This window comes from Rhodoglobus vestalii (assembly GCF_006788895.1).
Classification (GTDB): domain Bacteria; phylum Actinomycetota; class Actinomycetes; order Actinomycetales; family Microbacteriaceae; genus Rhodoglobus; species Rhodoglobus vestalii.
Genome location: NZ_VFRA01000001.1, coordinates 403,313 through 424,214 on the forward strand (window position 1 = coordinate 403,313; position 20,902 = coordinate 424,214).

Consider the following 20,902-nt stretch of genomic DNA (forward strand, 5'->3'; position numbering starts at 1 on the left):
GCCCCGGTCATAAAGTGAAGTTCACACCGTGTGACGGAGCACCCGCCTCGCCGCACGCCCCCGACTGCGAGGAGAAGCAATGACGCTCTATCCCGAGCTCACCGACGATAAACGTCGTGAGATGTTGACAACGATGGTGCTGATTCGCACCTATGAGGAGGCGATCCTTAGGGAGTACCACGCCGACAAGAGTCCCGGCTTCGATATTGGAGCCGGACTCGTCCCTGGTGAGATGCACCTGTCCGCCGGGCAGGAGCCGGTGGCGGCGGGCCTTGGCCTGCACCTAACCAAAGACGACGCCATGACGGCGTCCCACCGGCTGCACCACGTGGCCATCGCGAAGGGTGTGCGGCTGCGCGAAATGACTGCGGAGATATTCGGTCGCGAGACCGGGCTCGGCCGCGGTCGCGGCGGGCACATGCACCTATTCGACCCGGAGACGCACTTCTCCTGCTCCGGCATCGTCGGCGAGGGACTGCCGCCGGCACTCGGTCAGGCGTTCGCGTTCCAGCGGCGCGGCACCGACCGGGTCGCTGTCGCAGTCGCGGGCGAGGGAGCGGCCAACCAGGGTGCGTTCCACGAGTCCCTCAACCTCGCCGCACTCTGGAAGCTGCCCGTCGTCTTCGTGATCGAAGACAACGATTGGGGAATCTCGGTTCCGCGCGCGCAGTCGACTTCGGTCACCTCAAATGCGGTGCGCGGCGCCGCATACGGAATGCCGGGCATCCGTGTTGAAGAGAATTCGGTCGAGGGCGTGTATGAGGCCGCCGGCGAGGCGATCGCTCGCGCCCGTGCTGGCGAGGGCCCCTCGCTGATTGAAGTGCACACGCTGCGGCTGTGGGGCCACTTCGAGGGGGACGCCCAGGGCTATCGCACCGATTTGGAGGGAGTGCCGGGCCGAGACCCGCTGCCGACCTACAAGAATACGCTGACGTCGCTGGGACTCATCACTGACAGCGACTACGCCGCTATGCAGTCATCCGCATCGGAGTTGGTCGAAGACGCCATTGACTTCGCCAAAGAATCGCCGACGCCCAACCCCGCCGACGCACTTAAGTACGTCTTCGCCGAAGGAGCACTCTCATGAGCACAACTATTCACACCACCAGTCAGGCTCTCCCCGTCGAACCCGAGGCTGGCAAACGCAAGCTGTCGACGGCCAAGGCCATTCAGGAGGCCATCGCGCAGCAGATGCGAACCGACGATTCGGTGTTTGTGATGGGCGAGGATGTCGGCCCGTACGGTGGCATCTTCTCCTCAACCACCGGACTGATCGAGGAGTTCGGACCCACCCGCATCATCGACACGCCCATCTCGGAGACGGCGTTCATCGGAACCGGAATCGGTGCAGCGGTCGAGGGAATGCGTCCGATCGTCGAGTTGATGTTCGTCGACTTCTTCGGCGTCTGCATGGACCAGATATACAACCACATGGCGAAGATCCACTACGAGTCCGGCGGCAACGTGCAGGTGCCCATGGTGCTGATGACGGCGACTGGCGGCGGATATTCTGACGGTGCGCAGCACTCCCAGTCGCTCTGGGGTACCTTCGCGCATCTGCCGGGCATGAAGGTTGTCGTGCCGTCGAGCCCGTATGACGCGAAGGGTCTGATGACGGCGGCGATCCGGTCAAACGATCCAGTCGTCTTCATGTTCCACAAGGGTGTGATGGGTCTCGGCTGGATGAAGAAGAACAAGCGGTCCATCGGCGCTGTGCCTGAAGAACCGTACGAGGTGCCGATTGGCAAGGCACGCGTGGCCAGGGAGGGCACGGATGTCACGATCGTGACGCTGTCGCTGTCGGTGCACCACAGCCTCGATGTCGCCGAGAAACTCGAGAAGGAGGGCATCAGCGTGGAGGTTATCGACCTGCGCAGCCTGGTTCCACTGGACCGTGACGCGATTGTGGCATCCGTGTCGAAGACCGGACGTCTGATCGTTGTCGACGAGGACTACCAGTCGTTCGGTGTCTCTGGCGAGGTGATCGCCTCGGTCGCCGAGCGTCAGCCGGAGCTGCTGAAGCACGTCGCGCGCGTGTGCGTCCCGGATGTGCCTCTCCCCTACGCGAGCCAGCTCGAGTATGCGGTGCTTCCCACACCGGCCCGCATCGAGGCGGCGGTTCGTGAGGCAGTCGCCTCGTGAGTGACGTGATCTTTCCCAAGATGTCGGCTGCCGCGGATGCGACGGGTGTGGTCATCACGTGGTTCGTCGATTCGGGCGACGAGGTGACGCCGTCGACTCTCATCGCCGAGGTGGCGGTCGACAAGGTGGATGCCGAGATATACCCGGAAACAGCCGGCACGATCACTGTTTTGGTTGGCGAGGAAGAAGAGGTGCCCCAGGGCAGCGTGATCGCGACGGTTGCATAGTTGCGCAATCTCGTGGGTATCCGCTCGCTGATATCGCCGCCCTGCAAGTGATTCTGGGGATTTTGCTCGGGAGGATCCGGGCAGCCCTCGATTGGACGTGTTGATAGGTCACGCTCAGCGCCCCCAATACCTCTAGGGGTATTGTGGGGTTAAGCGTGACTACATGAGAGGAACTAAAGCTGATGATGTGGGGCTACGGAAATATGGGATGGGCCTGGGGATACGGGCTGCTGGCACTAGCAGGCGTCGCCCTGCTCATTTATGTCATTGTTCGTTTACTGTCAAAGAAATCCGAGAGCGACAACACACGATCTTCTCCGAGGCAAGCTGATTCATCCGCTGCTAGGCGAATCCTAGAGGAGCGTTTCGCTCGTGGGGAGCTCACCGCGGAACAGTACCGTGAACAGTTGCGGGTCCTTGACGAATCGCCATAATGCCCAGGCTTAGTCGCCGTAACGCACTGATCCTCGGCGGTGTCGGCATCGCAGGCGCGGCTGCGGGGGCAACCGGATTCTTCGCCAACCAACGCCTCTCATCGACCTCGTCGTCAGCAACAACCTCCGGGAACGCCCTCGTTGAGCCCACAGAGCTACACAGCGTCAATGGTGCCCTCGACGTCGCCCTCAAGTCTTCACCCCAGCAGGTGACCATCGCCGGCCGTGACGTTCGTGCGCTGAGTTATAACGGTGGGGTGCCCGGCCCCACACTGCGCGTTCGAGCCGGCGACACCCTCAGCGTGAGTCTTCGAAATGGTCTGAAAGATCCAAGCAATCTGCACGTACACGGCCTACATGTGTCGCCCGAGAACAATAGCGACAACATGTTCATCACCGTCGCAGCCGGCGACTCCTTCGACTACCAGTATGAGCTGCCCGCCAACCACCCCCCGGGCGTCTATTGGTATCACCCACACCTCCACGGTTTCGTCGCCGACCAGGTGTTCGGTGGCCTCTACGGCGCGATCATCGTTGAAGACCCCGAACCCATCCCTGCCGACCGGGAGCGTGTCCTCGTCATCTCCGACATCACCCTCGATTCCGCCGGAAATATTCCCTCGGCCACACCGATGGAAAAAATGTCTGGACGCGAGGGGGAGCTCGTCCTCGTTAATGGGCAACTCACCCCCGGCATCGCTACCCGTCCCGGCGAACGGGAACGATGGCGCATCGTCAATGCCTGTGTATCCCGCTACCTGCGACTGCGCCTCGACGGGCAAAAGTTGACCCTCCTGGGTGTCGACTCCGGACGTTTCGAATCTGCGCGCGAGGTCAACAAGGTTGTGCTGGCGCCCGGCAACCGGGCAGACCTCCTCGTCACCGGCAGCGCTGGCACCTCCACACTGAGTGCCCTCAGCTACGACCGCGGATCGGCCGGCGGAATGATGATGGGTGGCGGCAGCTCTCGTGGCGCCGACGAAATCGCCCTAGCCACACTCACGGTGGCGGGTGAGGCCGTTGCCCCAGTCGCCGCCATCCCCAACCAGCCGGTTCCGCGTGACCTCCGCAGCGCTACCGTAACCGCCCGGCGTGAGCTGGTGTTCGCGATGGGAACGGGAATGGGAATGGGAATGGGCGGTGGCATGATGTCGCCCACGATCAACGGTCGCGCATTCGATGCCAGCCGGATCGACACGACAGTGCAATTCGACAGCGTCGAGGAATGGCTGTTAACAAATACCAGCACACTGGATCATCCCGTGCACCTGCACGTGTGGCCGATGCAGATCATCGAACAGGATGGGCGGCCCGTCGACACCATGATGTGGCAGGACGTCGTGAACGTTCCCGCGCGCAGCTCCACGCGTGTACGGATCGCGTTTGATGATTTTAGTGGACGAACCGTGTACCACTGCCACATCCTCGACCACGAAGACGACGGGATGATGGGAATCATTAATGCAAACTGACAATGAGGAGGACCGCATGAACTATGCACACACCATCACCGTTTCGTTGCCCTATGAGGAAGCAGTCTCCAGAGTGAAACAAGAACTCGAACACCAAGGGTTCGGCGTTCTTACTGAAATAGACATCCACTCCACGTTCGAAGCGAAGCTTGGCGTCGAAAGCGCACAGACGCTCGGCGATTACGTGATCTTGGGCGCGTGCAACCCGGTCCTCGCTGAACAGGCACTCGCCGCAGAGCCCGACCTGGGATTGCTGTTACCGTGCAACGTGGTCATCAGACGAAGCCCGTCAGCACACACCACTACGATTCAAGCCATCAATCCGCAAACGATGGTGCAACTGAGCGCTGCCCCGGAAATCCAGAACGTTGCAGACCACGCCGATGAACGTCTTCTCGCCGCGCTGGCCGCCCTGGAAGAAGAGAGCAGCAGCAAATAGTTAGGGTTTTCAGTATTTAGGCGATGCCAGAGACGCGGCCTAACCATTCTGTCGGATTGCTGCCTGATCGTGCGCTCAACCAGACCAGATATTCACGGTTTCCCGCATTTCCGGCAATTGGGGAGGAGATAACCCCGGCTGTGCCGAGTCCAAGATCCCACGCCGCCCAGAGCACACCCATAATCGCTTCGTCGCGCAGCGCCGCCCCGTGCACGATCCCCTCGCGAATGTTGGTGCGGCCTACCTCAAACTGTGGCTTAACGAGCAGAACGTAGTCTGCGGCATCCCCCACCGACGCGTGCAAAGCTGGCAGAACAGTGCGCAAGGAAATGAACGACAGATCAGAAACCACCAGCGTGGGAGTCTCTGATGTCCCACTCAGCTCGGCAAGCGACTGCGCGGTGAGATAGCGGGCATTCTCCCGCTCAATCACGCGCACACGAGCATCCGAGCGGATGGGGTCGACAAGTTGACCGTGACCCACGTCGAGGGCGATCACTTCGCGGGCACCGCGTTCCAGCAATACCTGGGTGAAGCCGCCAGTGGACGCTCCAACATCCAAGGCGAGCACGCTGTTGGTATCGATGCCAAAGGAGTCGATGGCGGCCACCAGTTTGTGTGCGGCACGACTGACGTAGTGGTCAGTTTCTGCAACCTTGATCGCCTGCGTTTCGGCAACCGGGGTCGACGCTTTCGGCACCGCAACCCTGTCAACCGTCACGAGCCCATCAGCAATGAGTTTTGCGGCGTGCGTGCGTGAGCGTGCAAGGCCGCGAGCGGCAAGAGCCGCATCTAGGCGCATGCTAGCCATGGCGCGGGAACGAATCTTTGCCGTCAAGCTGCTGCTGCAGTTCGTCATGAATCTGCGTAAAGGCGACAGCCCTCAACTCAAGCGGCTGATCCTCGATGAGGTTCAGTCGTGACATCAGTTCGTCGACAGGTGATTCAGCGCTCATGCTCACGAATATAGCGCCGCGGGCACCTCGAGGGCGTAGATGGCGCTCCCCGAGTTCCAAATTGCTGCGCATCCTGCCCGCAGACGGTCGATGGATGTTCCGGCCGACGTCACGGTCAGTCGTTGAGTTTCGAGGCGCACACTCGCCGTTCCCACTGTCGTCACCACGGCGGCGCCGTCATGCGTGACCACGGTCTCTGGATATGGCTCATGTAGCCCCCGCAGGTCATCGACGATCATCGTCGGACGCTCCTCGGGGATCGCTGCGAGCACCTGCTTCGCCTGGTCAATGCCGGTCAGCACGAGCAGCGAGGGGATACCGGCCCTGTTCGCCCCAAGAATGTCGGTGTCAAGGCGGTCGCCAATCATCAGCGCTTCCCGTGATTTGTAGCGGGTGAACGCTTCTTCAAAGATCGCTACTTCTGGCTTACCTGCCACGATCGGGAGTCGACCGACTGCGGTGTGCACGGCAGAAACGAGTGTTCCATTTCCGGGCGCGGTGCCGCGCGCCTGAGGGATCGTCCAGTCAGTGTTGGTGGCAATCCATGGGATGCCGGCGGCGCCGCCCTTCAGCGCGAACGCGGCTTCGGCGAGGTCTTTCCACGCAACCTCAGGAGCAAAGCCCTGAACCACTGCGGCGGGCGAATCTTCTGCCGAACGCGTCACGACAAAGCCGGACTTCTCGAGCTCACTGGTGAGCCCGTCTCCCCCAACGACCATAACCGTGGATCCGGCAGGAATCAGTTCGCGCAGCAACCCCATCGCTGCCTGCGGCGAGGTCACCACATCTCGGGCTTCTACCTGCACACCGAGCTCACCGAGATGAGCGGCGACGGATGCGTCAGTGCGCGACGCATTGTTGGTGATGTACGCAACCTGTGCGCCCCGGATCGCGTTGATGCTGTCTACGGCGTACGGAATCGCATCCGCACCGCGATACACCACGCCATCAAGATCGGCGAGAACTAGCGCAATGCCGGTAAGCGGTGTCCTAGTTGACACGCTCGCCGTTTTCGCCTTCGTTCCCGCCCTTTTTCTCAGCGACGCCATCAACTCCATCGGAATCCTCAAACGATGCGTCATCGAACTCGACCTCTTCTTCAAACACTTCGACGGTTGCCTCACCGTCATCGTCGAGCGCTTCGGCGGCGATATCAGCACGCTCGAACCAGATTGCGGCTTCTTCTTCGCGACCAAGCTCTTCGAGCACCGTGCCGTAAGCCCCGAAGAGCGCGGGACTGTAGCTGAATGCTTTTGTGGGATCAAGCTGCGGGATCTGCAGCTCAACGAGTGCCTCTTCAGCCTGTCCGAGGTCGAGTCGCGCCCCAGACATGGCAATCGCGAGTTCGACCTGCACGGGAGTCGACAGGGTGCTGCGACGCACCGACCGACCGAGCTCTAACGCGCGCTCGGGGCGCTCAAGGCCACGCTCACTGTCGACCATCATCGGCAGTTGGTCGTCGCTACCGGAGATGCGTCGGTAGGTGCGCAGTTCGCGCAGCGCGAGTGCATAGTCCTCAGTGGCGTAGGCGGTAATCGCCAATGTTTCGCGCACAACACCGATCCGACCGGCCCGTCGCGCTGCCGAGATTGCGTGCTGATGCGCAAGCGCAGGGTCGCTCTCAATGAGTTGCGAGACCATCACCAGGTGCAGGGCAACACCTTCCGCGTTTTCCTTGCTCAGCGTCTTGAGCTCGTTCGATGCTATGCGATCGAGCATCTTCGGCGTGATGCCTTCGGGGATCTCGGGTGCCTGATGAAAGGCACGCACCGATCGGATGCCGTAGGGGTCTCGGTCTTCTTCTGGCTCCCGTGCGCTGGCGTCGCGGTCTCCGCGCGCGGGCGCTCCGCCTTTGGTCCACAAGCGTTTCTCGGGGGGCCCATCGCTGCGTCCGGATCCGCGATCGGGACGCCCTCCACGTTCCGGCCGCCCAGAGCCGTCGTTGCGCGGCGGCCGCGCCGGACGATCTGGCCCGCCGGATGCCAGCTTTCCGCGAGCTGGTCCTCCTGCGGCATTGTCGCGGCGTGGCCCTCCATCGCTGGGTCGCCCCTCACCCGGACGCCCACCGGTGGGTCGCCCACTGGATCGTGGCGCGCGGTTTCCGTGGGGTCGGCTGTCTCGCCGGCCGTCGTTACCTGACGAATCGCTCACTCGTTGCTCCTGAATTTTTGGTGGGGACTTAACGCAAAATGGCCACCCGCTGTGTCTATTAAACACAGTGGTGGCCATTTCACAATTGAAGTCCGGCGGTGTCCTACTCTCCCACAAGGTCCCCCTTGCAGTACCATCGGCGCAGAGAGTCTTAGCTTCCGGGTTCGGAATGTGACCGGGCGTTTCCCTCTCGCTATGGCCGCCGAAACACTATTGATTTATGTATCAGTCTGGGCCAGTTCACAACACTTGAGACTCCTCTGTTATGAGGGCCCCGAGCAGTGTGTGCTGGGCGCAGTTCCCGACCGTAAATCGGGAACCACAAAGTGGACGCGAGAATTCTTCTCATTCACCATTGGGGATCCGAGGATACCCAGTGAGGTGGGGTGTTATCAATTTATCGACTTATTAGTACTGGTCAGCTCCACAGGTCGTTAGTCCCTGCTTCCACATCCAGCCTATCAACGCAGTAGTCTAGCTGCGAGTCTCTCGGCCTAAGCCATGGAAATCTCATCTTGAAGCTGGCTTCCCGCTTAGATGCTTTCAGCGGTTATCCATTCCGAACGTAGCTAATCAGCGGTGCTCCTGGCGGAACAACTGACACACCAGAGGTTCGTCCATCCCGGTCCTCTCGTACTAGGGATAGATCTTCTCAAATTTCCTGCGCGCGCAGAGGATAGGGACCGAACTGTCTCACGACGTTCTAAACCCAGCTCGCGTACCGCTTTAATGGGCGAACAGCCCAACCCTTGGGACCTACTCCAGCCCCAGGATGCGACGAGCCGACATCGAGGTGCCAAACCATGCCGTCGATATGGACTCTTGGGCAAGATCAGCCTGTTATCCCCGAGGTACCTTTTATCCGTTGAGCGACAGCGCTTCCACAAGCCACTGCCGGATCACTAGTCCCGACTTTCGTCCCTGCTCGACTTGTCAGTCTCACAGTCAAGCTCCCTTGTGCACTTACACTCGACACCTGATTACCAACCAGGTTGAGGGAACCTTTGGGCGCCTCCGTTACTTTTTGGGAGGCAACCGCCCCAGTTAAACTACCCACCATGCACTGTCCCTGAACCGGATCACGGTTCGAAGTTAGATATCCAGAGTGACCAGAGTGGTATTTCAACAACGACTCCACCTGAACTAGCGTCCAAGCTTCACAGTCTCCCACCTATCCTACACAAGCCACACCGAACACCAATACAAAGCTATAGTAAAGGTCACGGGGTCTTTCCGTCCTTCTGCGCGTAACGAGCATCTTTACTCGTAGTGCAATTTCGCCGAGTTCGCGGTTGAGACAGCTGGGAAGTCGTTACGCCATTCGTGCAGGTCGGAACTTACCCGACAAGGAATTTCGCTACCTTAGGATGGTTATAGTTACCACCGCCGTTTACTGGGGCTTAAATTCACAGCTTCGCCTTACGGCTAACCGTTCCTCTTAACCTTCCAGCACCGGGCAGGCGTCAGTCCGTATACATCGTCTTGCGACTTAGCACGGACCTGTGTTTTTAGTAAACAGTCGCTTCCCACTGGTCTCTGCGGCCCTGCAGCGCTCCCGGAGTAAATCCGTTCACGCCTTAGGCCCCCCTTCTCCCGAAGTTACGGGGGCATTTTGCCGAGTTCCTTAACCACGATTCTCTCGATCTCCTTGGTATTCTCTACCTGATCACCTGAGTCGGTTTGGGGTACGGGTAACTTGAACCTCGCGTCGATGCTTTTCTTGGCAGCATAGGATCACTGATTTCGTCCGTGAGGACTACCCATCGGGTCTCAGGCTTAATGAACGACGGATTTGCCTATCGTTCGCCCTACATCCTTAGACCGGGACAACCATCGCCCGGCTCAGCTACCTTCCTGCGTCACACCTGTTAATACGCTAACCGCACCAGAATAGGGTCGTACGCTAGGCCCCACGCCTCACCCCGAAGGGATCGGTCTAGGGGATTCAGATACTTAGCATTACTGGATTAGTTGGGGCGGTTCTTCGTCAGTACGGGAATATCAACCCGTTGTCCATCGACTACGCCTGTCGGCCTCGCCTTAGGTCCCGACTTACCCAGGGCGGATTAGCCTGGCCCTGGAACCCTTGATCATTCGGAGGACGGGTTTCTCGCCCGTCTTTCGCTACTCATGCCTGCATTCTCACTCGTGTAGGCTCCACGGCTGGTTTACACCGCCGCTTCACTGCCCACACGACGCTCTCCTACCACTCCGTACGGCTGAACCACGAAGGCTTACCTAAAATACGAAATCTACAACTTCGGTGGTGTGCTTGAGCCCCGTTACATTGTCGGCGCGGAATCACTTGACCAGTGAGCTATTACGCACTCTTTCAAGGGTGGCTGCTTCTAAGCCAACCTCCTGGTTGTCTGTGCAACTCCACATCCTTTCCCACTTAGCACACGCTTGGGGACCTTAGTTGGTAGTCTGGGCTGTTACCCTCTCGACGATGAAGCTTATCCCCCACCGTCTCACTGCTGCGCTCTCACTTACCGGCATTCGGAGTTTGGCTAACGTCAGTAACCTTTTAGGGCCCATCAGCTATCCAGTAGCTCTACCTCCGGCAAGAAACACGCAACGCTGCACCTAAATGCATTTCGGAGAGAACCAGCTATCACGAAGTTTGATTGGCCTTTCACCCCTATCCACAGCTCATCCCCTCAGTTTTCAACCTAAGTGGGTTCGGTCCTCCACGCGCTCTTACACGCGCTTCAACCTGGCCATGGATAGATCACTTCGCTTCGGGTCTAGAACCAGCGACTATAACGCCCTATTAAGACTCGCTTTCGCTACGGCTGCCCCACACGGGTTAACCTCGCCACTGATCACTAACTCGCAGGCTCATTCTTCAAAAGGCACGCTGTCACCCCTACTAAGGAGGCTCCAACGGTTTGTAAGCAAACGGTTTCAGGTACTATTTCACTCCCCTCCCGGGGTACTTTTCACCTTTCCCTCACGGTACTTGTCCGCTATCGGTCATCTGGAAGTATTTAGGCTTATCAGGTGGTCCTGACAGATTCACACGGGATTTCTCGGGCCCCGTGCTACTTGGGATACTCCTCGAACCATTGACACATTTCGACTACGGGGCTAGCACCCGCTATGGCGTGGCTTTCAATCCACTTCGTCTATATATCGTTGTAATTCTTGCTGTACGGCAGTAACAGCTGAAAAGTCCCACTACCCCGACCATGCAACGCCTGCCGGCTATCACACATGATCGGTTTGGCCTCTTCCGGTTTCGCTCGCCACTACTAACGGAATCACGGTTGTTTTCTCTTCCTGTGGGTACTGAGATGTTTCACTTCCCCACGTTCCCTCTACCCGCCCTATATATTCAGGCGGGAGTCACTGAGTCGTCTTGCAACGCCCAGCGGGGTTTCCCCATTCGGAAATCCTCGGATCACAGCTCTATTATCAGCTCCCCGAGGCTTATCGCAGATTTATACGTCCTTCTTCGGCTCCAGATGCCAAGGCATCCACCGTTTGCTCTTAGAAAATTGATTATCACATGAGTATAAGAATCGATCGCAACACCCAAAGGTGCTGAGATTGACCAATGATTGATCCAACAACAAAGTTGTCGAACGTCATCGTTTATTTCTTGTGATCCGACCTTTCGGTCGAATCTAAGATGCTCGCGTCCACTGTGTAGTTCTCAAAATACGGGCGGTATCCCCCACCACCACCAACAACGTCGGCAATAGCACCAGGATCCGTTAGACCCAGACACCCTTTCGGATATCTCAAGTCCTAAGGTACGAAACCGAATCATAACAATCCGGGCCCGGTCCCTCAGGACCCAACAACGTGCGAAGACCAGCACCCCCATAAACCCTCGTTCCTACCAGCAAGCTGGCGTACTGAAAAGAAAACAGTTCCTCTGATCACAATGTCAATGTTCCACCCATGAGCGCCGTCCAACCCGAACAGGTTGGCACGACTTGGCAAGTAACTCCGTAGACTCGCGAACTGTAAACAGGAACGCTCCCCACGGCTTGCACATGCTCCTTAGAAAGGAGGTGATCCAGCCGCACCTTCCGGTACGGCTACCTTGTTACGACTTAGTCCTAATCACCAATCCCACCTTCGACAGCTCCTCCCCTTGCAGGTTAGGCCACTGGCTTCGGGTGTTACCGACTTTCATGACTTGACGGGCGGTGTGTACAAGGCCCGGGAACGTATTCACCGCAGCGTTGCTGATCTGCGATTACTAGCGACTCCGACTTCATGAGGTCGAGTTGCAGACCTCAATCCGAACTGAGACCGACTTTTTGGGATTCGCTCCACCTTGCGGTATTGCAGCCCTTTGTATCGGCCATTGTAGCATGCGTGAAGCCCAAGACATAAGGGGCATGATGATTTGACGTCATCCCCACCTTCCTCCGAGTTGACCCCGGCAGTCTCCTTTGAGTTCCCACCATTACGTGCTGGCAACAAAGAACGAGGGTTGCGCTCGTTGCGGGACTTAACCCAACATCTCACGACACGAGCTGACGACAACCATGCACCACCTGTTTACGAGTGTCCAAAGAGTGAACTATTTCTAGCCCGTTCTCGTATATGTCAAGTCTTGGTAAGGTTCTTCGCGTTGCATCGAATTAATCCGCATGCTCCGCCGCTTGTGCGGGCCCCCGTCAATTCCTTTGAGTTTTAGCCTTGCGGCCGTACTCCCCAGGCGGGGAACTTAATGCGTTAGCTGCGACACAGAAACCGTGGAATGGTCCCTACATCTAGTTCCCAACGTTTACGGCATGGACTACCAGGGTATCTAATCCTGTTCGCTCCCCATGCTTTCGCTCCTCAGCGTCAGTTACGGCCCAGAGATCTGCCTTCGCCATCGGTGTTCCTCCTGATATCTGCGCATTCCACCGCTACACCAGGAATTCCAATCTCCCCTACCGCACTCTAGTCTGCCCGTACCCACTGCAGGCCGGAGGTTGAGCCTCCGGTTTTCACAGCAGACGCGACAAACCGCCTACGAGCTCTTTACGCCCAATAATTCCGGATAACGCTTGCACCCTACGTATTACCGCGGCTGCTGGCACGTAGTTAGCCGGTGCTTTTTCTGCAGGTACCGTCATGATGTGACAAGCACATCGCTTCTTCCCTACTAAAAGAGGTTTACAACCCGAAGGCCGTCGTCCCTCACGCGGCGTTGCTGCATCAGGCTTTCGCCCATTGTGCAATATTCCCCACTGCTGCCTCCCGTAGGAGTCTGGACCGTGTCTCAGTTCCAGTGTGGCCGGTCACCCTCTCAGGCCGGCTACCCGTCGTAGGCTTGGTGAGCCATTACCTCACCAACTACCTGATAGGCCGCGAGTCCATCCTTGACCGAAAATCTTTCCAACTCCTAGCCATGCGGCTGAAGCTCGTATCCAGTATTAGACGTCGTTTCCAACGCTTATTCCAGAGTCAAGGGCAGGTTACTCACGTGTTACTCACCCGTTCGCCACTAATCCACAGAGCAAGCTCTGCTTCATCGTTCGACTTGCATGTGTTAAGCACGCCGCCAGCGTTCATCCTGAGCCAGGATCAAACTCTCCATAAATGTTTGATAGCAACCACAAACCAAAGCCTGCAGAAGCACATCTTGTGCAAAGACCAACCGGAATAGGTCAGAACCTTGCAAGTTTGAAACTGACAGAACAAATCAAAACTGACTTGCTTTGTTATTTATATCTTTTCCAAAGGAATCCGCTGCACCCCCACAACCAACCCGAAATAGGTTGATCACAAAAAGCACAGTCGGGTTTTTGGCATTTGACATTGTGCACGCTGTTGAGTTCTCAAGGATCGGACGCTCCTGACCTCCACCGCAAAACGGTTTCACCCCAGGGCAACAAACCTGTATCAGCCACCCCCACAAAACTGCAGAAAGCAACCTGTCTAACCTACCAGCCCCAGCGTGTCTGTCAAACCAGAAGAAACAAACCAGAACGGCTAGCAACACCTGACCAACACACGCACAAAGCGGATACTCATCGTACGATCACCCACCAGAACCCACAAAAGGAATCCCAGCAACTGACCGGACTAAAACTATAGCAGCTTCAGACCGATGGTGGCCCCCACTTGAGGCCGGAAACCTAGCAGCAGAACTGCCCGGGTTGTCCGCACCTTTGGGGTGACAAGAGGAAACATTACGTGCATTCTTCCCCCCTCACCAACACCAACCACATCCCGGGCGTGTTGCCGAAGTACGACCGCAGAAACACTGGGTTGCAGTGGAACCCTTCAGTAAAAGTTGATGGTTCGGCACGACCCGCACCGAGCTCGCGAGAAATAGCAGTAACCACCTCCAAAGAAGTTCAGAGGAAAGCGAGTAAGTGACCCAGCTATGACGTGACGAAGATTCCCGCGAGCGTCTTTTTACCGCGACGGAGGACCGCCACGTTTCCTGGCAGGAGGTCACTGCCCACGGTCGCTTTGTCATCCGCGACCGCAGTGTTGTTGAGGTACACGCCACCCTGCGATATCGCCCGTCGAGCCTCGCTCGCACTCGAAACTAACTCGGTGTCGACCAGCAGCTGCACAATCGTGGCTTCAGCCGGCGACTCAACGTGCGAAAGCTCACGCAACGCAGCGGCAAGAGTGCGCTCGTCGAGCGCGCTCAACTCCCCCTGACCGAAGAGCGCCGCCGATGCAGCAATCGCTGCCTCAGTCGCTGCACGCCCATGCACTAGTGAGGTCACCTCGAATGCGAGCGTCTTCTGAGCTTCACGCTTGAACGGCGCATCGGTAACCGCAGTCTCAAGCTCGGCAATGCGCTCCCGTGAGAAGAACGTGAAGATCTTGACACGCTGTACGACATCGGCATCATCAGTATTGAGCCAGAACTGGTAGAACGCGTACGGGCTCGTCATCGCGGCATCCAGCCACACAGCGTTACCCTCACTCTTGCCAAACTTTGTGCCATCAGAGTTCGTGATCAGCGGAGTGCCGACCGCATGAACGCTCACCCCTTCTGCCTTATGGATGAGATCCGTGCCGCTGGTCAGGTTGCCCCACTGGTCACTACCACCGGTCTGCAACACGCAGCCGTAGCTGCGGTAGAGCTCGAGGTAATCCATTCCCTGCATAACCTGGTAGCTGAACTCGGTGTAGCTGATGCCCGCATCACTATTGAGGCGTGCGCTGACGGCATCCTTTTTCAGCATCGTGCCGACACGAAAATATTTGCCGACATCCCTCAAAAAATCAATGGCACTCATCGGCGAGGTCCAATCGAGGTTGTTGACCATGCGAACAGCATTGTCACCCTCCGTGCTCAAGAACTTTGATACTTGGGCTTGCAGGTAGCTGACCCACTCGGCAACGGTTTCATTGTCGTTGAGGGTGCGCTCAGCTGTGGGCCGGGGATCTCCGATGAGTCCGGTCGCTCCTCCGACAAGCCCCAGCGGTTTGTGGCCGGCAAGTTGGAGGCGACGCAACAGCAGCAGTTGCACAAGATTTCCGAGGTGCAGACTCGGTGCCGTGGGGTCGAATCCGCAGTAGTAGGTAATCGGCTCACCGGCGAGAAGCTCTGAGAGAGCATCCGCGTCAGTGGAGACATGCACAAGTCCGCGCCAAGTGAGTTCGTCCCACAGACTCTCGAATGTGCTGTCGTTACTCTGGCTGCTGAGTGATTCTGATGCTGTGGCTGACACGTCTTCAACCGTAGTGGAGGTTATGAGTGTTGGTGACGAACAGCCGCAGCAACGCTGGAAGACTGATTTCATGAAATCAATGTTCTGGGCCTGATGTTTGGGAATCAATGCTGTAGCCTTGAGCTATGTTTGTGATTACGGCCGACCAACGAAACAGCAGACGCAGCGCGGACGCCGTGGCCGAAACCCTGCTCCGGCTCAACAAGGAGAGGCGCGACGACCTCGCCCTCGCCGCTGAACGCACCGCCGGCGACGAAGTGCAAATGTTGCTGAATTCGGCCCGCGCCACGCTTGAGATTGCTCTAGAGCTAACCCGAACAGGCCAGTGGAGTGTCGGAATCGGCCTCGGCGCCGTGCCGACCCCCTACGGCGCAACCGTAAGAGCCACCAACGGACCGGCGTTCATCGCCGCCCGTACCGCGATCGACCGCGCGAAAAAGAGCCCCGCAAAATGTACCGTCGAATCGGTCCCCTCCAGCGAACTTGCCCGCGACATCGACCCGCTGCTTGAACTGCTCATCCTGATGCGAAATCGTCGAACCGACAACGGCTGGCAACTATACGACCTACTCGACACCGGAATCACGCAAGCTGACGCCGCCGAAAAGCTGGGCATCTCTCCCCAATCCGCAAGCCAACGCGCGCTCGTCGCCGGGCTCCGCACAGAAGAAGACGCCGTGGTGGCACTTGCTAACCTTCTCGACAGAGCACACAGTGACGCAGAGGAAGGCGCATGATGATCGGTTGGTGGATCGCCGTACTTATTCTGACAATCGGCGCGATCGGTGCCGCCATGATCGCGGCCCGCACAGAAAAATACTGGCTCGCAACAGTCTCATTGGTGCCCGTTGCCATTGCCCTCATCCTCGGCTCGACAGGTAACACTCTCCCCGGAAACGCGTCGGGCCTCATCGTGCTGATGAGCGCTGCGCTTGTCGCGCTCGCCACAATCGCCGGCAGCCCACTCGTCGCCCTCGTACTGTCGCTGGCCTCATACCCCGCCCCACGCGGAGAACACGGCGGCATCCTCGTGGCCGACGGTGACTCCCCCCTGCCCAAGCGTGAAGTTCTGCGCGGCGGAACAACAATCGGTTACCTCGAGCGGTTCGCATTCATAGGATCGCTCATGGTTGGACAACCCGGAGCCATCGCCGTCATGGTCGCCATCAAAGGCCTTGGCCGATTCTCCGAACTCGAAAACGCTGCCGCTCGCGAACGATTCATCATCGGCACCCTCGTGAGTATGGTCTGGGCCGGACTCTGTACCGCCGCACTGCTCGTCGGGCGCTAATGCCAGCGCTGCGTGCTAGGTCCGCTCGCTGCGCCCAAGTTGAGTGACTTCGGGCGGGCGCGGTTTCTCCACCCACGTCACTAGCACCACCGACACGATCATGAGCAGCAACCACGAGCCCAACTTGGCGATAGACACCAGCTCCCAACCATCCGACTGATTGGGATACACCCACGCATTCGACCAGGTCGCCACATTCTCAGCAACCCAGATGAACAACGCGACCAAAACGAATGACAGCAGGATGGGCATCCGCAATCTCGCCCTCGACACCCGCACATGCATCACGGTTCGCCAATAAATCACCGCAACCGCGGCAAACAGGAACCAGCGCGCATCGAAGATGAAGTGGTGGCTAAAGAAGTTCACGTAGATCAGTAGTGCCAGAATCGCCGTGATCCACCGCCGTGGATATCGATCAAAGCGCAGCTCAAACAAACGAAACACCCGCACCAGGTACGAACCGACCGCCGCATACATGAACCCGCTATACAGCGGAACGCCCAAGACCTGTAAAACGCCCTCGCCCTGATAGCTCCACGACCCGACGTCGGTTTTGAACACCTCCATCACCGTGCCCACAATGTGGAACAGGATGATCACCCGCAACTCGCGCAGAGTCTCCAACTTGAAGACGACCATCAGCACTTGGACAGCCAACGCCGCTATAACGAGAAAATCGTTCCGGGCGAGAGCCGCCGACTCCGGGTACCAGAGCCGAGTGAACACAAGCAGAGCCAGCATCGCCGCACCAAACACGCACGCCCACGCCTGCTTGAGTACGAAAACCGTGAACTCAATTATCCACGTTCGTGTGGGACTCTGAGAAACACTGCTTTCTCGATCAAGCTGGCGGTGGGCCCACCCATCGATCCGCTGCTCAAGTGAGGTAAAGCGGGCCATCAGTTGCGCTTACGCGTAACGGCCGCCCGATAGGGGGACACGCTCGGCTCCCCCGGAATCCAAAATCGCCACGGGTAGTCAGCACTACCACCCGCGCCGGACACGCCCGTGCGCGGACCGGCGCTGAACGGGGCGCGGGAGCCAGGAAGTTCTAAACGAATGCGACCCGTCCCCAGGTTGGTGCCCGCGTCATCCAGCCAGATTCCGAGTGCGACCGTAAGCCTAGCGGGGCCCTGTGCGAGATCGGCGGGCTTTCGCGACGTCGCTCGACGTTCGCTCGCGATGCCAACACCGTCGATGACCTCTCCCGCACGCAACAACACCCCGGATGCGATGCCCTCCGACATGCACACCACGTTGGCGCAGATATGCATTCCGTAGGTGAAATAGGTATAGAGGTGACCCGGCGGGCCATACATGACGGCGTTACGTTTTCCCGGTCCACGAAACGCATGCGACCCAGGATCCAGCTCGCCCATGTACGCCTCGACCTCGGTTAACCGCACGGCGACATCCCCCACACGAATGACAGCACCCAAAAGCAGTGGGGCGGCCTCAGTCGCCGGACGGCTGAGCAATTCAAACACGTCTAGCGCAGCACCTGAGGATCGAGGGCTGCCACAAGCACGCGCACTCGCTCAACTAGCTCCGCACGCTGCTCGGCGACCCGCACCGGAGCAGTACCACCAACACCCGCGCGGCTCGACACCGAGCCCTCAGCGGTGAGCACCGAGCGCACATCCGCCGTGAGGTGGGACGAAATTGCTGCATAGTTGGCATCGGTCGGTTCGTGGAGCTCAAGAGAGTTGTCTTCGCAGAATCGCACCAGTGAACCACTAATTTCGTGAGCGTCACGGAACGGCACATGCTGGCGCACCAACCAGTCGGCAACATCAGTCGCGAGTGAGAAACCTTGCGGCGCGAGTTCCGCCATCCGCGCAGTGTGGAAACGCAGGGTCGCCACCATTCCTGTGAAGGCCGGCAACAACACTTCAAGAGTTTCGACCGAATCGAATACCGGCTCTTTGTCCTCTTGCAGATCACGATTGTAGGCGAGAGGAAGCGCTTTGAGCGTAGCGAGAAGCCCCGTCAGATTACCGATCAGGCGACCCGCCTTCCCCCGAGCAAGCTCTGCGATATCAGGGTTTTTCTTCTGCGGCATGATCGATGAACCCGTTGAATAAGAATCATCCAACTGCACAAAATCGAATTCGCGCGTGTTCCAGAGAATGATCTCTTCGCTGAGCCGCGAAATGTCGATGCCGAGCTGAGCCGTGATGAACGCGAACTCGGCCACAACATCGCGGCTCGCAGTTGCATCAATCGAGTTCTCGGTCGGCCGACTAAGACCCAACTCGCGAGCAACCAGCGCGGGGTCAAGCCCTAGCGTGCTGCCAGCAAGAGCACCCGAACCGTAGGGTGATGTGGATGCGCGAGCCTTCCAATCCCGCAGCCGCTCCAGCGTGCGCACCAGGGGCCAGGCGTGCGCGAGCAGGTGATGCGCCAGCAGTACCGGCTGCGCATGTTGGAGGTGGGTGCGCCCCGGCATGATTGCCGTGTCGTGCTTCTCTGCCTGCGCGACGAGAGCATCAATCAGGTCGACAACCATCTTTGCGATAGCGCCAGCATGGTCGAGGAGATACAGGCGCACGAGAGTGGCGATCTGGTCATTGCGGCTGCGGCCGGCGCGAAGTTTGCCACCCACCTCCGCGCCCGCGCGCTCGATGAGTCCACGCTCAAGCGCGGCGTGCACATCTTCCTCAGACTCCAGAGCCGTGAAACTGCCATCGGCGACGGCGATGCTCAGCGACTGCAGAGCATCCACCATCGTTTCCAGCTCAGAATCGTTGAGGTACCCCGCGGATGCGAGCGCCTTAGCGTGCGCTCGCGAACCGGCGAGGTCATACTGCGCAAGCTGCCAATCAAAGTGGGTTGATTTGCTCAATCGCGCCAGTTCCGGCGAAGGACCGCTGGTAAAGCGGGCTCCCCAGAGTCGCCCCTCCCCTGTTTCGGCAGCGTGCGCCATGACTAGCCCTGCTTTGCGTCGCGACGGGCCGAGATTTTGCTCGGCAGTGACCAGAGATCAATGAAGCCCTTGGCAAGCGACTGATCGAAGGTGTCGCCGGTATCGTAGGTCGCGAGGCTGAAGTCGTAGAGGCTCTGCTCTGACTTGCGGCCGGTCGGCACCGCGCGTCCACCGTGCAGCGTCATCCGGATTTCTCCGCTGACATAACGCTGAGTGTCATCGATGAACGCATCGAGTGACCGCTTAAGGCCCGAGTACCAGAGCCCGTCATAAACCAGATTCGACCACTCGGCTTCAACACCACGCTTGTAACGTCCAAGGTCGCGCTCAACAGTGAGAGATTCCAGCTCTTCGTGCGCTGCAATCAGTGCCATTGCGCCGGGAGCTTCATACACCTCACGGCTCTTGATGCCGACGAGACGGTCTTCGACAATGTCAATGCGGCCAACGCCGTGCTTGCCTGCCAGAGCATTCATGTGCTGAACGACCGCGAGAGCCGACATGGACACTCCATCGATGGCGACCGGAATTCCTGCCTCAAACGTGATGATCACTTCGTCAGCGCCAAGGCCCGCCTCGGGGTCAGAGGTGTACTCATAGAGCTCCTCGATCGGAGCGTTCCACGGGTCCTCAAGGAATCCGGTCTCAACAGCGCGACCCCACACGTTCTTGTCAATCGAGTACGGGCTCGCAGCCGACTGGCGAATCGGCAGGTTGTGTTCCTCCGCATAGATAATCGCCTTGTCCCGCGTGAGGGCAAGATCCCGCACCGGGGCAATGCTGGTGAGCTCGGGAGCGAGAGCCGCAACGGCCGCCTCGAAGCGCACCTGGTCATTTCCCTTACCCGTGCACCCGTGGGCAACGCTGTCAGCTCCGAGCGCCTTAGCCGTGAGGGCCAGATGACGTGAGATAACGGGGCGGCTGAGCGCGGATACTAGCGGGTACCGCTTCTGGTACAGCGCATTTGCCTTGAGCGCCGGCATCAGGAAGTCATCAGCAAACTCATCTTTGGCATCAATAACAATCGACTCGACAGCACCACAATCAAGGGCCCGCTGGCGGATATCATCCATATTTTCGCCGCCCTGGCCGACATCTACCGCCAAAGCGACGACCTCTTTGCCCGTGGCGTCTTTCAGCCAGCCAATACCTACGGAGGTGTCGAGTCCGCCCGAGTAGGCGAGGACAACGCGTTCTGACATGTGATTATCT

At 58.6% G+C, this 20,902-nt stretch carries 16 protein-coding genes and 3 rRNA genes; 7 read left to right on the forward strand and 12 right to left on the reverse strand.

Features of this window, described 5'->3' with window-relative positions:
* Positions 1 to 79: 79 nt before the first annotated feature.
* The 5 genes from FB472_RS01975 (at position 80) to FB472_RS02000 (ending at position 4,714) form a co-directional block, all read left to right on the forward strand.
* Positions 80 to 1,087 carry a thiamine pyrophosphate-dependent dehydrogenase E1 component subunit alpha gene (locus FB472_RS01975; protein ID WP_141989433.1) on the forward strand — a complete coding sequence of 336 codons (1,008 nt, stop codon included), beginning with the start codon at positions 80 to 82 and terminating at the stop codon, positions 1,085 to 1,087.
* Entirely contained in the window at positions 1,084 to 2,142 is a 1,059-nt protein-coding gene (locus FB472_RS01980; protein ID WP_141989434.1) for an alpha-ketoacid dehydrogenase subunit beta, read from the forward strand. The genes FB472_RS01975 and FB472_RS01980 overlap by 4 nt, the downstream gene beginning before the upstream one ends.
* The gene (locus FB472_RS01985; protein ID WP_141989435.1) at positions 2,139 to 2,369 is read left to right on the forward strand and encodes a biotin/lipoyl-containing protein; all 231 of its coding nucleotides are present in this window, start codon (positions 2,139 to 2,141) and stop codon (positions 2,367 to 2,369) included. Before FB472_RS01980 ends, FB472_RS01985 begins: the two co-directional genes overlap by 4 nt.
* Positions 2,370 to 2,802: 433 nt before the next feature.
* On the forward strand, positions 2,803 to 4,275 hold the full coding sequence (locus tag FB472_RS01995) for a multicopper oxidase family protein (RefSeq protein ID WP_141989437.1): 1,473 nt from the start codon (positions 2,803 to 2,805) through the stop codon (positions 4,273 to 4,275).
* Between the two features lie 16 nt (positions 4,276 to 4,291).
* On the forward strand, positions 4,292 to 4,714 hold the full coding sequence (locus FB472_RS02000; protein ID WP_141989438.1) for a DUF302 domain-containing protein: 423 nt from the start codon (positions 4,292 to 4,294) through the stop codon (positions 4,712 to 4,714).
* Between the two features lie 16 nt (positions 4,715 to 4,730).
* On the opposite strand, the gene FB472_RS02005 is transcribed toward FB472_RS02000, so the two are convergent.
* The 8 genes from FB472_RS02005 to tyrS all read right to left on the reverse strand — a co-directional run bounded on the left by FB472_RS02005 (position 4,731) and on the right by tyrS (position 15,470).
* Positions 4,731 to 5,525, reverse strand: a complete 795-nt coding sequence (locus FB472_RS02005) for a TlyA family RNA methyltransferase (RefSeq protein ID WP_141989439.1) — start codon at positions 5,523 to 5,525, stop codon at positions 4,731 to 4,733.
* Positions 5,518 to 5,670 carry a hypothetical protein gene (locus FB472_RS13955; RefSeq protein ID WP_170191999.1) on the reverse strand — a complete coding sequence of 51 codons (153 nt, stop codon included), beginning with the start codon at positions 5,668 to 5,670 and terminating at the stop codon, positions 5,518 to 5,520. Before FB472_RS13955 ends, FB472_RS02005 begins: the two co-directional genes overlap by 8 nt.
* 2 nt (positions 5,671 to 5,672) lie before the next feature.
* The gene (locus FB472_RS02010; protein WP_141991417.1) at positions 5,673 to 6,719 is read right to left on the reverse strand and encodes an HAD-IIA family hydrolase; all 1,047 of its coding nucleotides are present in this window, start codon (positions 6,717 to 6,719) and stop codon (positions 5,673 to 5,675) included.
* Entirely contained in the window at positions 6,661 to 7,821 is a 1,161-nt protein-coding gene (locus FB472_RS02015) for a tetratricopeptide repeat protein (RefSeq protein ID WP_215730368.1), read from the reverse strand. The genes FB472_RS02010 and FB472_RS02015 overlap by 59 nt, the downstream gene beginning before the upstream one ends.
* Before the next feature lie 90 nt (positions 7,822 to 7,911).
* A 5S ribosomal RNA gene (rrf, locus tag FB472_RS02020) occupies positions 7,912 to 8,028 on the reverse strand.
* Between the two features lie 181 nt (positions 8,029 to 8,209).
* Positions 8,210 to 11,327, reverse strand: a 23S ribosomal RNA gene (locus tag FB472_RS02025).
* Positions 11,328 to 11,836: 509 nt separating this feature from the next.
* Positions 11,837 to 13,372 (reverse strand): 16S ribosomal RNA (locus FB472_RS02030).
* The 16S, 23S and 5S rRNA genes sit together here, the layout of an rRNA operon.
* Before the next feature lie 787 nt (positions 13,373 to 14,159).
* The gene (gene tyrS / locus FB472_RS02035) at positions 14,160 to 15,470 is read right to left on the reverse strand and encodes a tyrosine--tRNA ligase (protein WP_141989440.1); all 1,311 of its coding nucleotides are present in this window, start codon (positions 15,468 to 15,470) and stop codon (positions 14,160 to 14,162) included.
* A gap of 125 nt (positions 15,471 to 15,595) precedes the next feature.
* Between tyrS and FB472_RS02040 the strand changes: the two genes are divergently transcribed.
* Together FB472_RS02040 and FB472_RS02045 are read left to right on the forward strand one after the other, a co-directional pair.
* The gene (locus tag FB472_RS02040; RefSeq protein WP_141989441.1) at positions 15,596 to 16,207 is read left to right on the forward strand and encodes a DNA-binding protein; all 612 of its coding nucleotides are present in this window, start codon (positions 15,596 to 15,598) and stop codon (positions 16,205 to 16,207) included.
* Positions 16,207 to 16,761 (forward strand): hypothetical protein, encoded by a 555-nt coding sequence (locus FB472_RS02045; RefSeq protein ID WP_141991418.1) that lies wholly within the window; start codon positions 16,207 to 16,209, stop codon positions 16,759 to 16,761. Before FB472_RS02040 ends, FB472_RS02045 begins: the two co-directional genes overlap by 1 nt.
* Before the next feature lie 15 nt (positions 16,762 to 16,776).
* Here FB472_RS02045 and FB472_RS02050 read toward each other — a convergent pair whose 3' ends face one another.
* From FB472_RS02050 to FB472_RS02065, 4 genes are read right to left on the reverse strand one after another with little or no spacing between them, the layout of a single operon-like run.
* The gene (locus tag FB472_RS02050) at positions 16,777 to 17,664 is read right to left on the reverse strand and encodes a DUF817 domain-containing protein (RefSeq protein ID WP_141989442.1); all 888 of its coding nucleotides are present in this window, start codon (positions 17,662 to 17,664) and stop codon (positions 16,777 to 16,779) included.
* On the reverse strand, positions 17,664 to 18,251 hold the full coding sequence (locus tag FB472_RS02055) for a DNA-3-methyladenine glycosylase (RefSeq protein ID WP_141989443.1): 588 nt from the start codon (positions 18,249 to 18,251) through the stop codon (positions 17,664 to 17,666). Before FB472_RS02055 ends, FB472_RS02050 begins: the two co-directional genes overlap by 1 nt.
* Positions 18,252 to 18,253: 2 nt before the next feature.
* On the reverse strand, positions 18,254 to 19,690 hold the full coding sequence (gene argH / locus FB472_RS02060; protein ID WP_021809572.1) for an argininosuccinate lyase: 1,437 nt from the start codon (positions 19,688 to 19,690) through the stop codon (positions 18,254 to 18,256).
* Positions 19,691 to 19,692: 2 nt separating this feature from the next.
* Positions 19,693 to 20,892 carry an argininosuccinate synthase gene (locus FB472_RS02065; protein ID WP_141989444.1) on the reverse strand — a complete coding sequence of 400 codons (1,200 nt, stop codon included), beginning with the start codon at positions 20,890 to 20,892 and terminating at the stop codon, positions 19,693 to 19,695.
* Positions 20,893 to 20,902 lie beyond the last annotated feature (10 nt).

Coding starts and splice junctions, on each gene's coding strand:
- FB472_RS01980 (WP_141989434.1), top strand. CDS start 1,084: ATGAGCACAACTATTCACACCACCAGTCAGGCTCTCCCCGTCGAACCC.
- FB472_RS02010 (WP_141991417.1), bottom strand. CDS start 6,719: ATGGCGTCGCTGAGAAAAAGGGCGGGAACGAAGGCGAAAACGGCGAGC.
- FB472_RS01975 (WP_141989433.1), top strand. CDS start 80: ATGACGCTCTATCCCGAGCTCACCGACGATAAACGTCGTGAGATGTTG.
- FB472_RS02045 (WP_141991418.1), top strand. CDS start 16,207: ATGATCGGTTGGTGGATCGCCGTACTTATTCTGACAATCGGCGCGATC.
- FB472_RS01995 (WP_141989437.1), top strand. CDS start 2,803: ATGCCCAGGCTTAGTCGCCGTAACGCACTGATCCTCGGCGGTGTCGGC.
- FB472_RS02040 (WP_141989441.1), top strand. CDS start 15,596: ATGTTTGTGATTACGGCCGACCAACGAAACAGCAGACGCAGCGCGGAC.
- FB472_RS02000 (WP_141989438.1), top strand. CDS start 4,292: ATGAACTATGCACACACCATCACCGTTTCGTTGCCCTATGAGGAAGCA.
- FB472_RS02050 (WP_141989442.1), bottom strand. CDS start 17,664: ATGGCCCGCTTTACCTCACTTGAGCAGCGGATCGATGGGTGGGCCCAC.
- FB472_RS13955 (WP_170191999.1), bottom strand. CDS start 5,670: ATGAGCGCTGAATCACCTGTCGACGAACTGATGTCACGACTGAACCTC.
- FB472_RS02005 (WP_141989439.1), bottom strand. CDS start 5,525: ATGGCTAGCATGCGCCTAGATGCGGCTCTTGCCGCTCGCGGCCTTGCA.
- FB472_RS02065 (WP_141989444.1), bottom strand. CDS start 20,892: ATGTCAGAACGCGTTGTCCTCGCCTACTCGGGCGGACTCGACACCTCC.
- argH (WP_021809572.1), bottom strand. CDS start 19,690: ATGGCGCACGCTGCCGAAACAGGGGAGGGGCGACTCTGGGGAGCCCGC.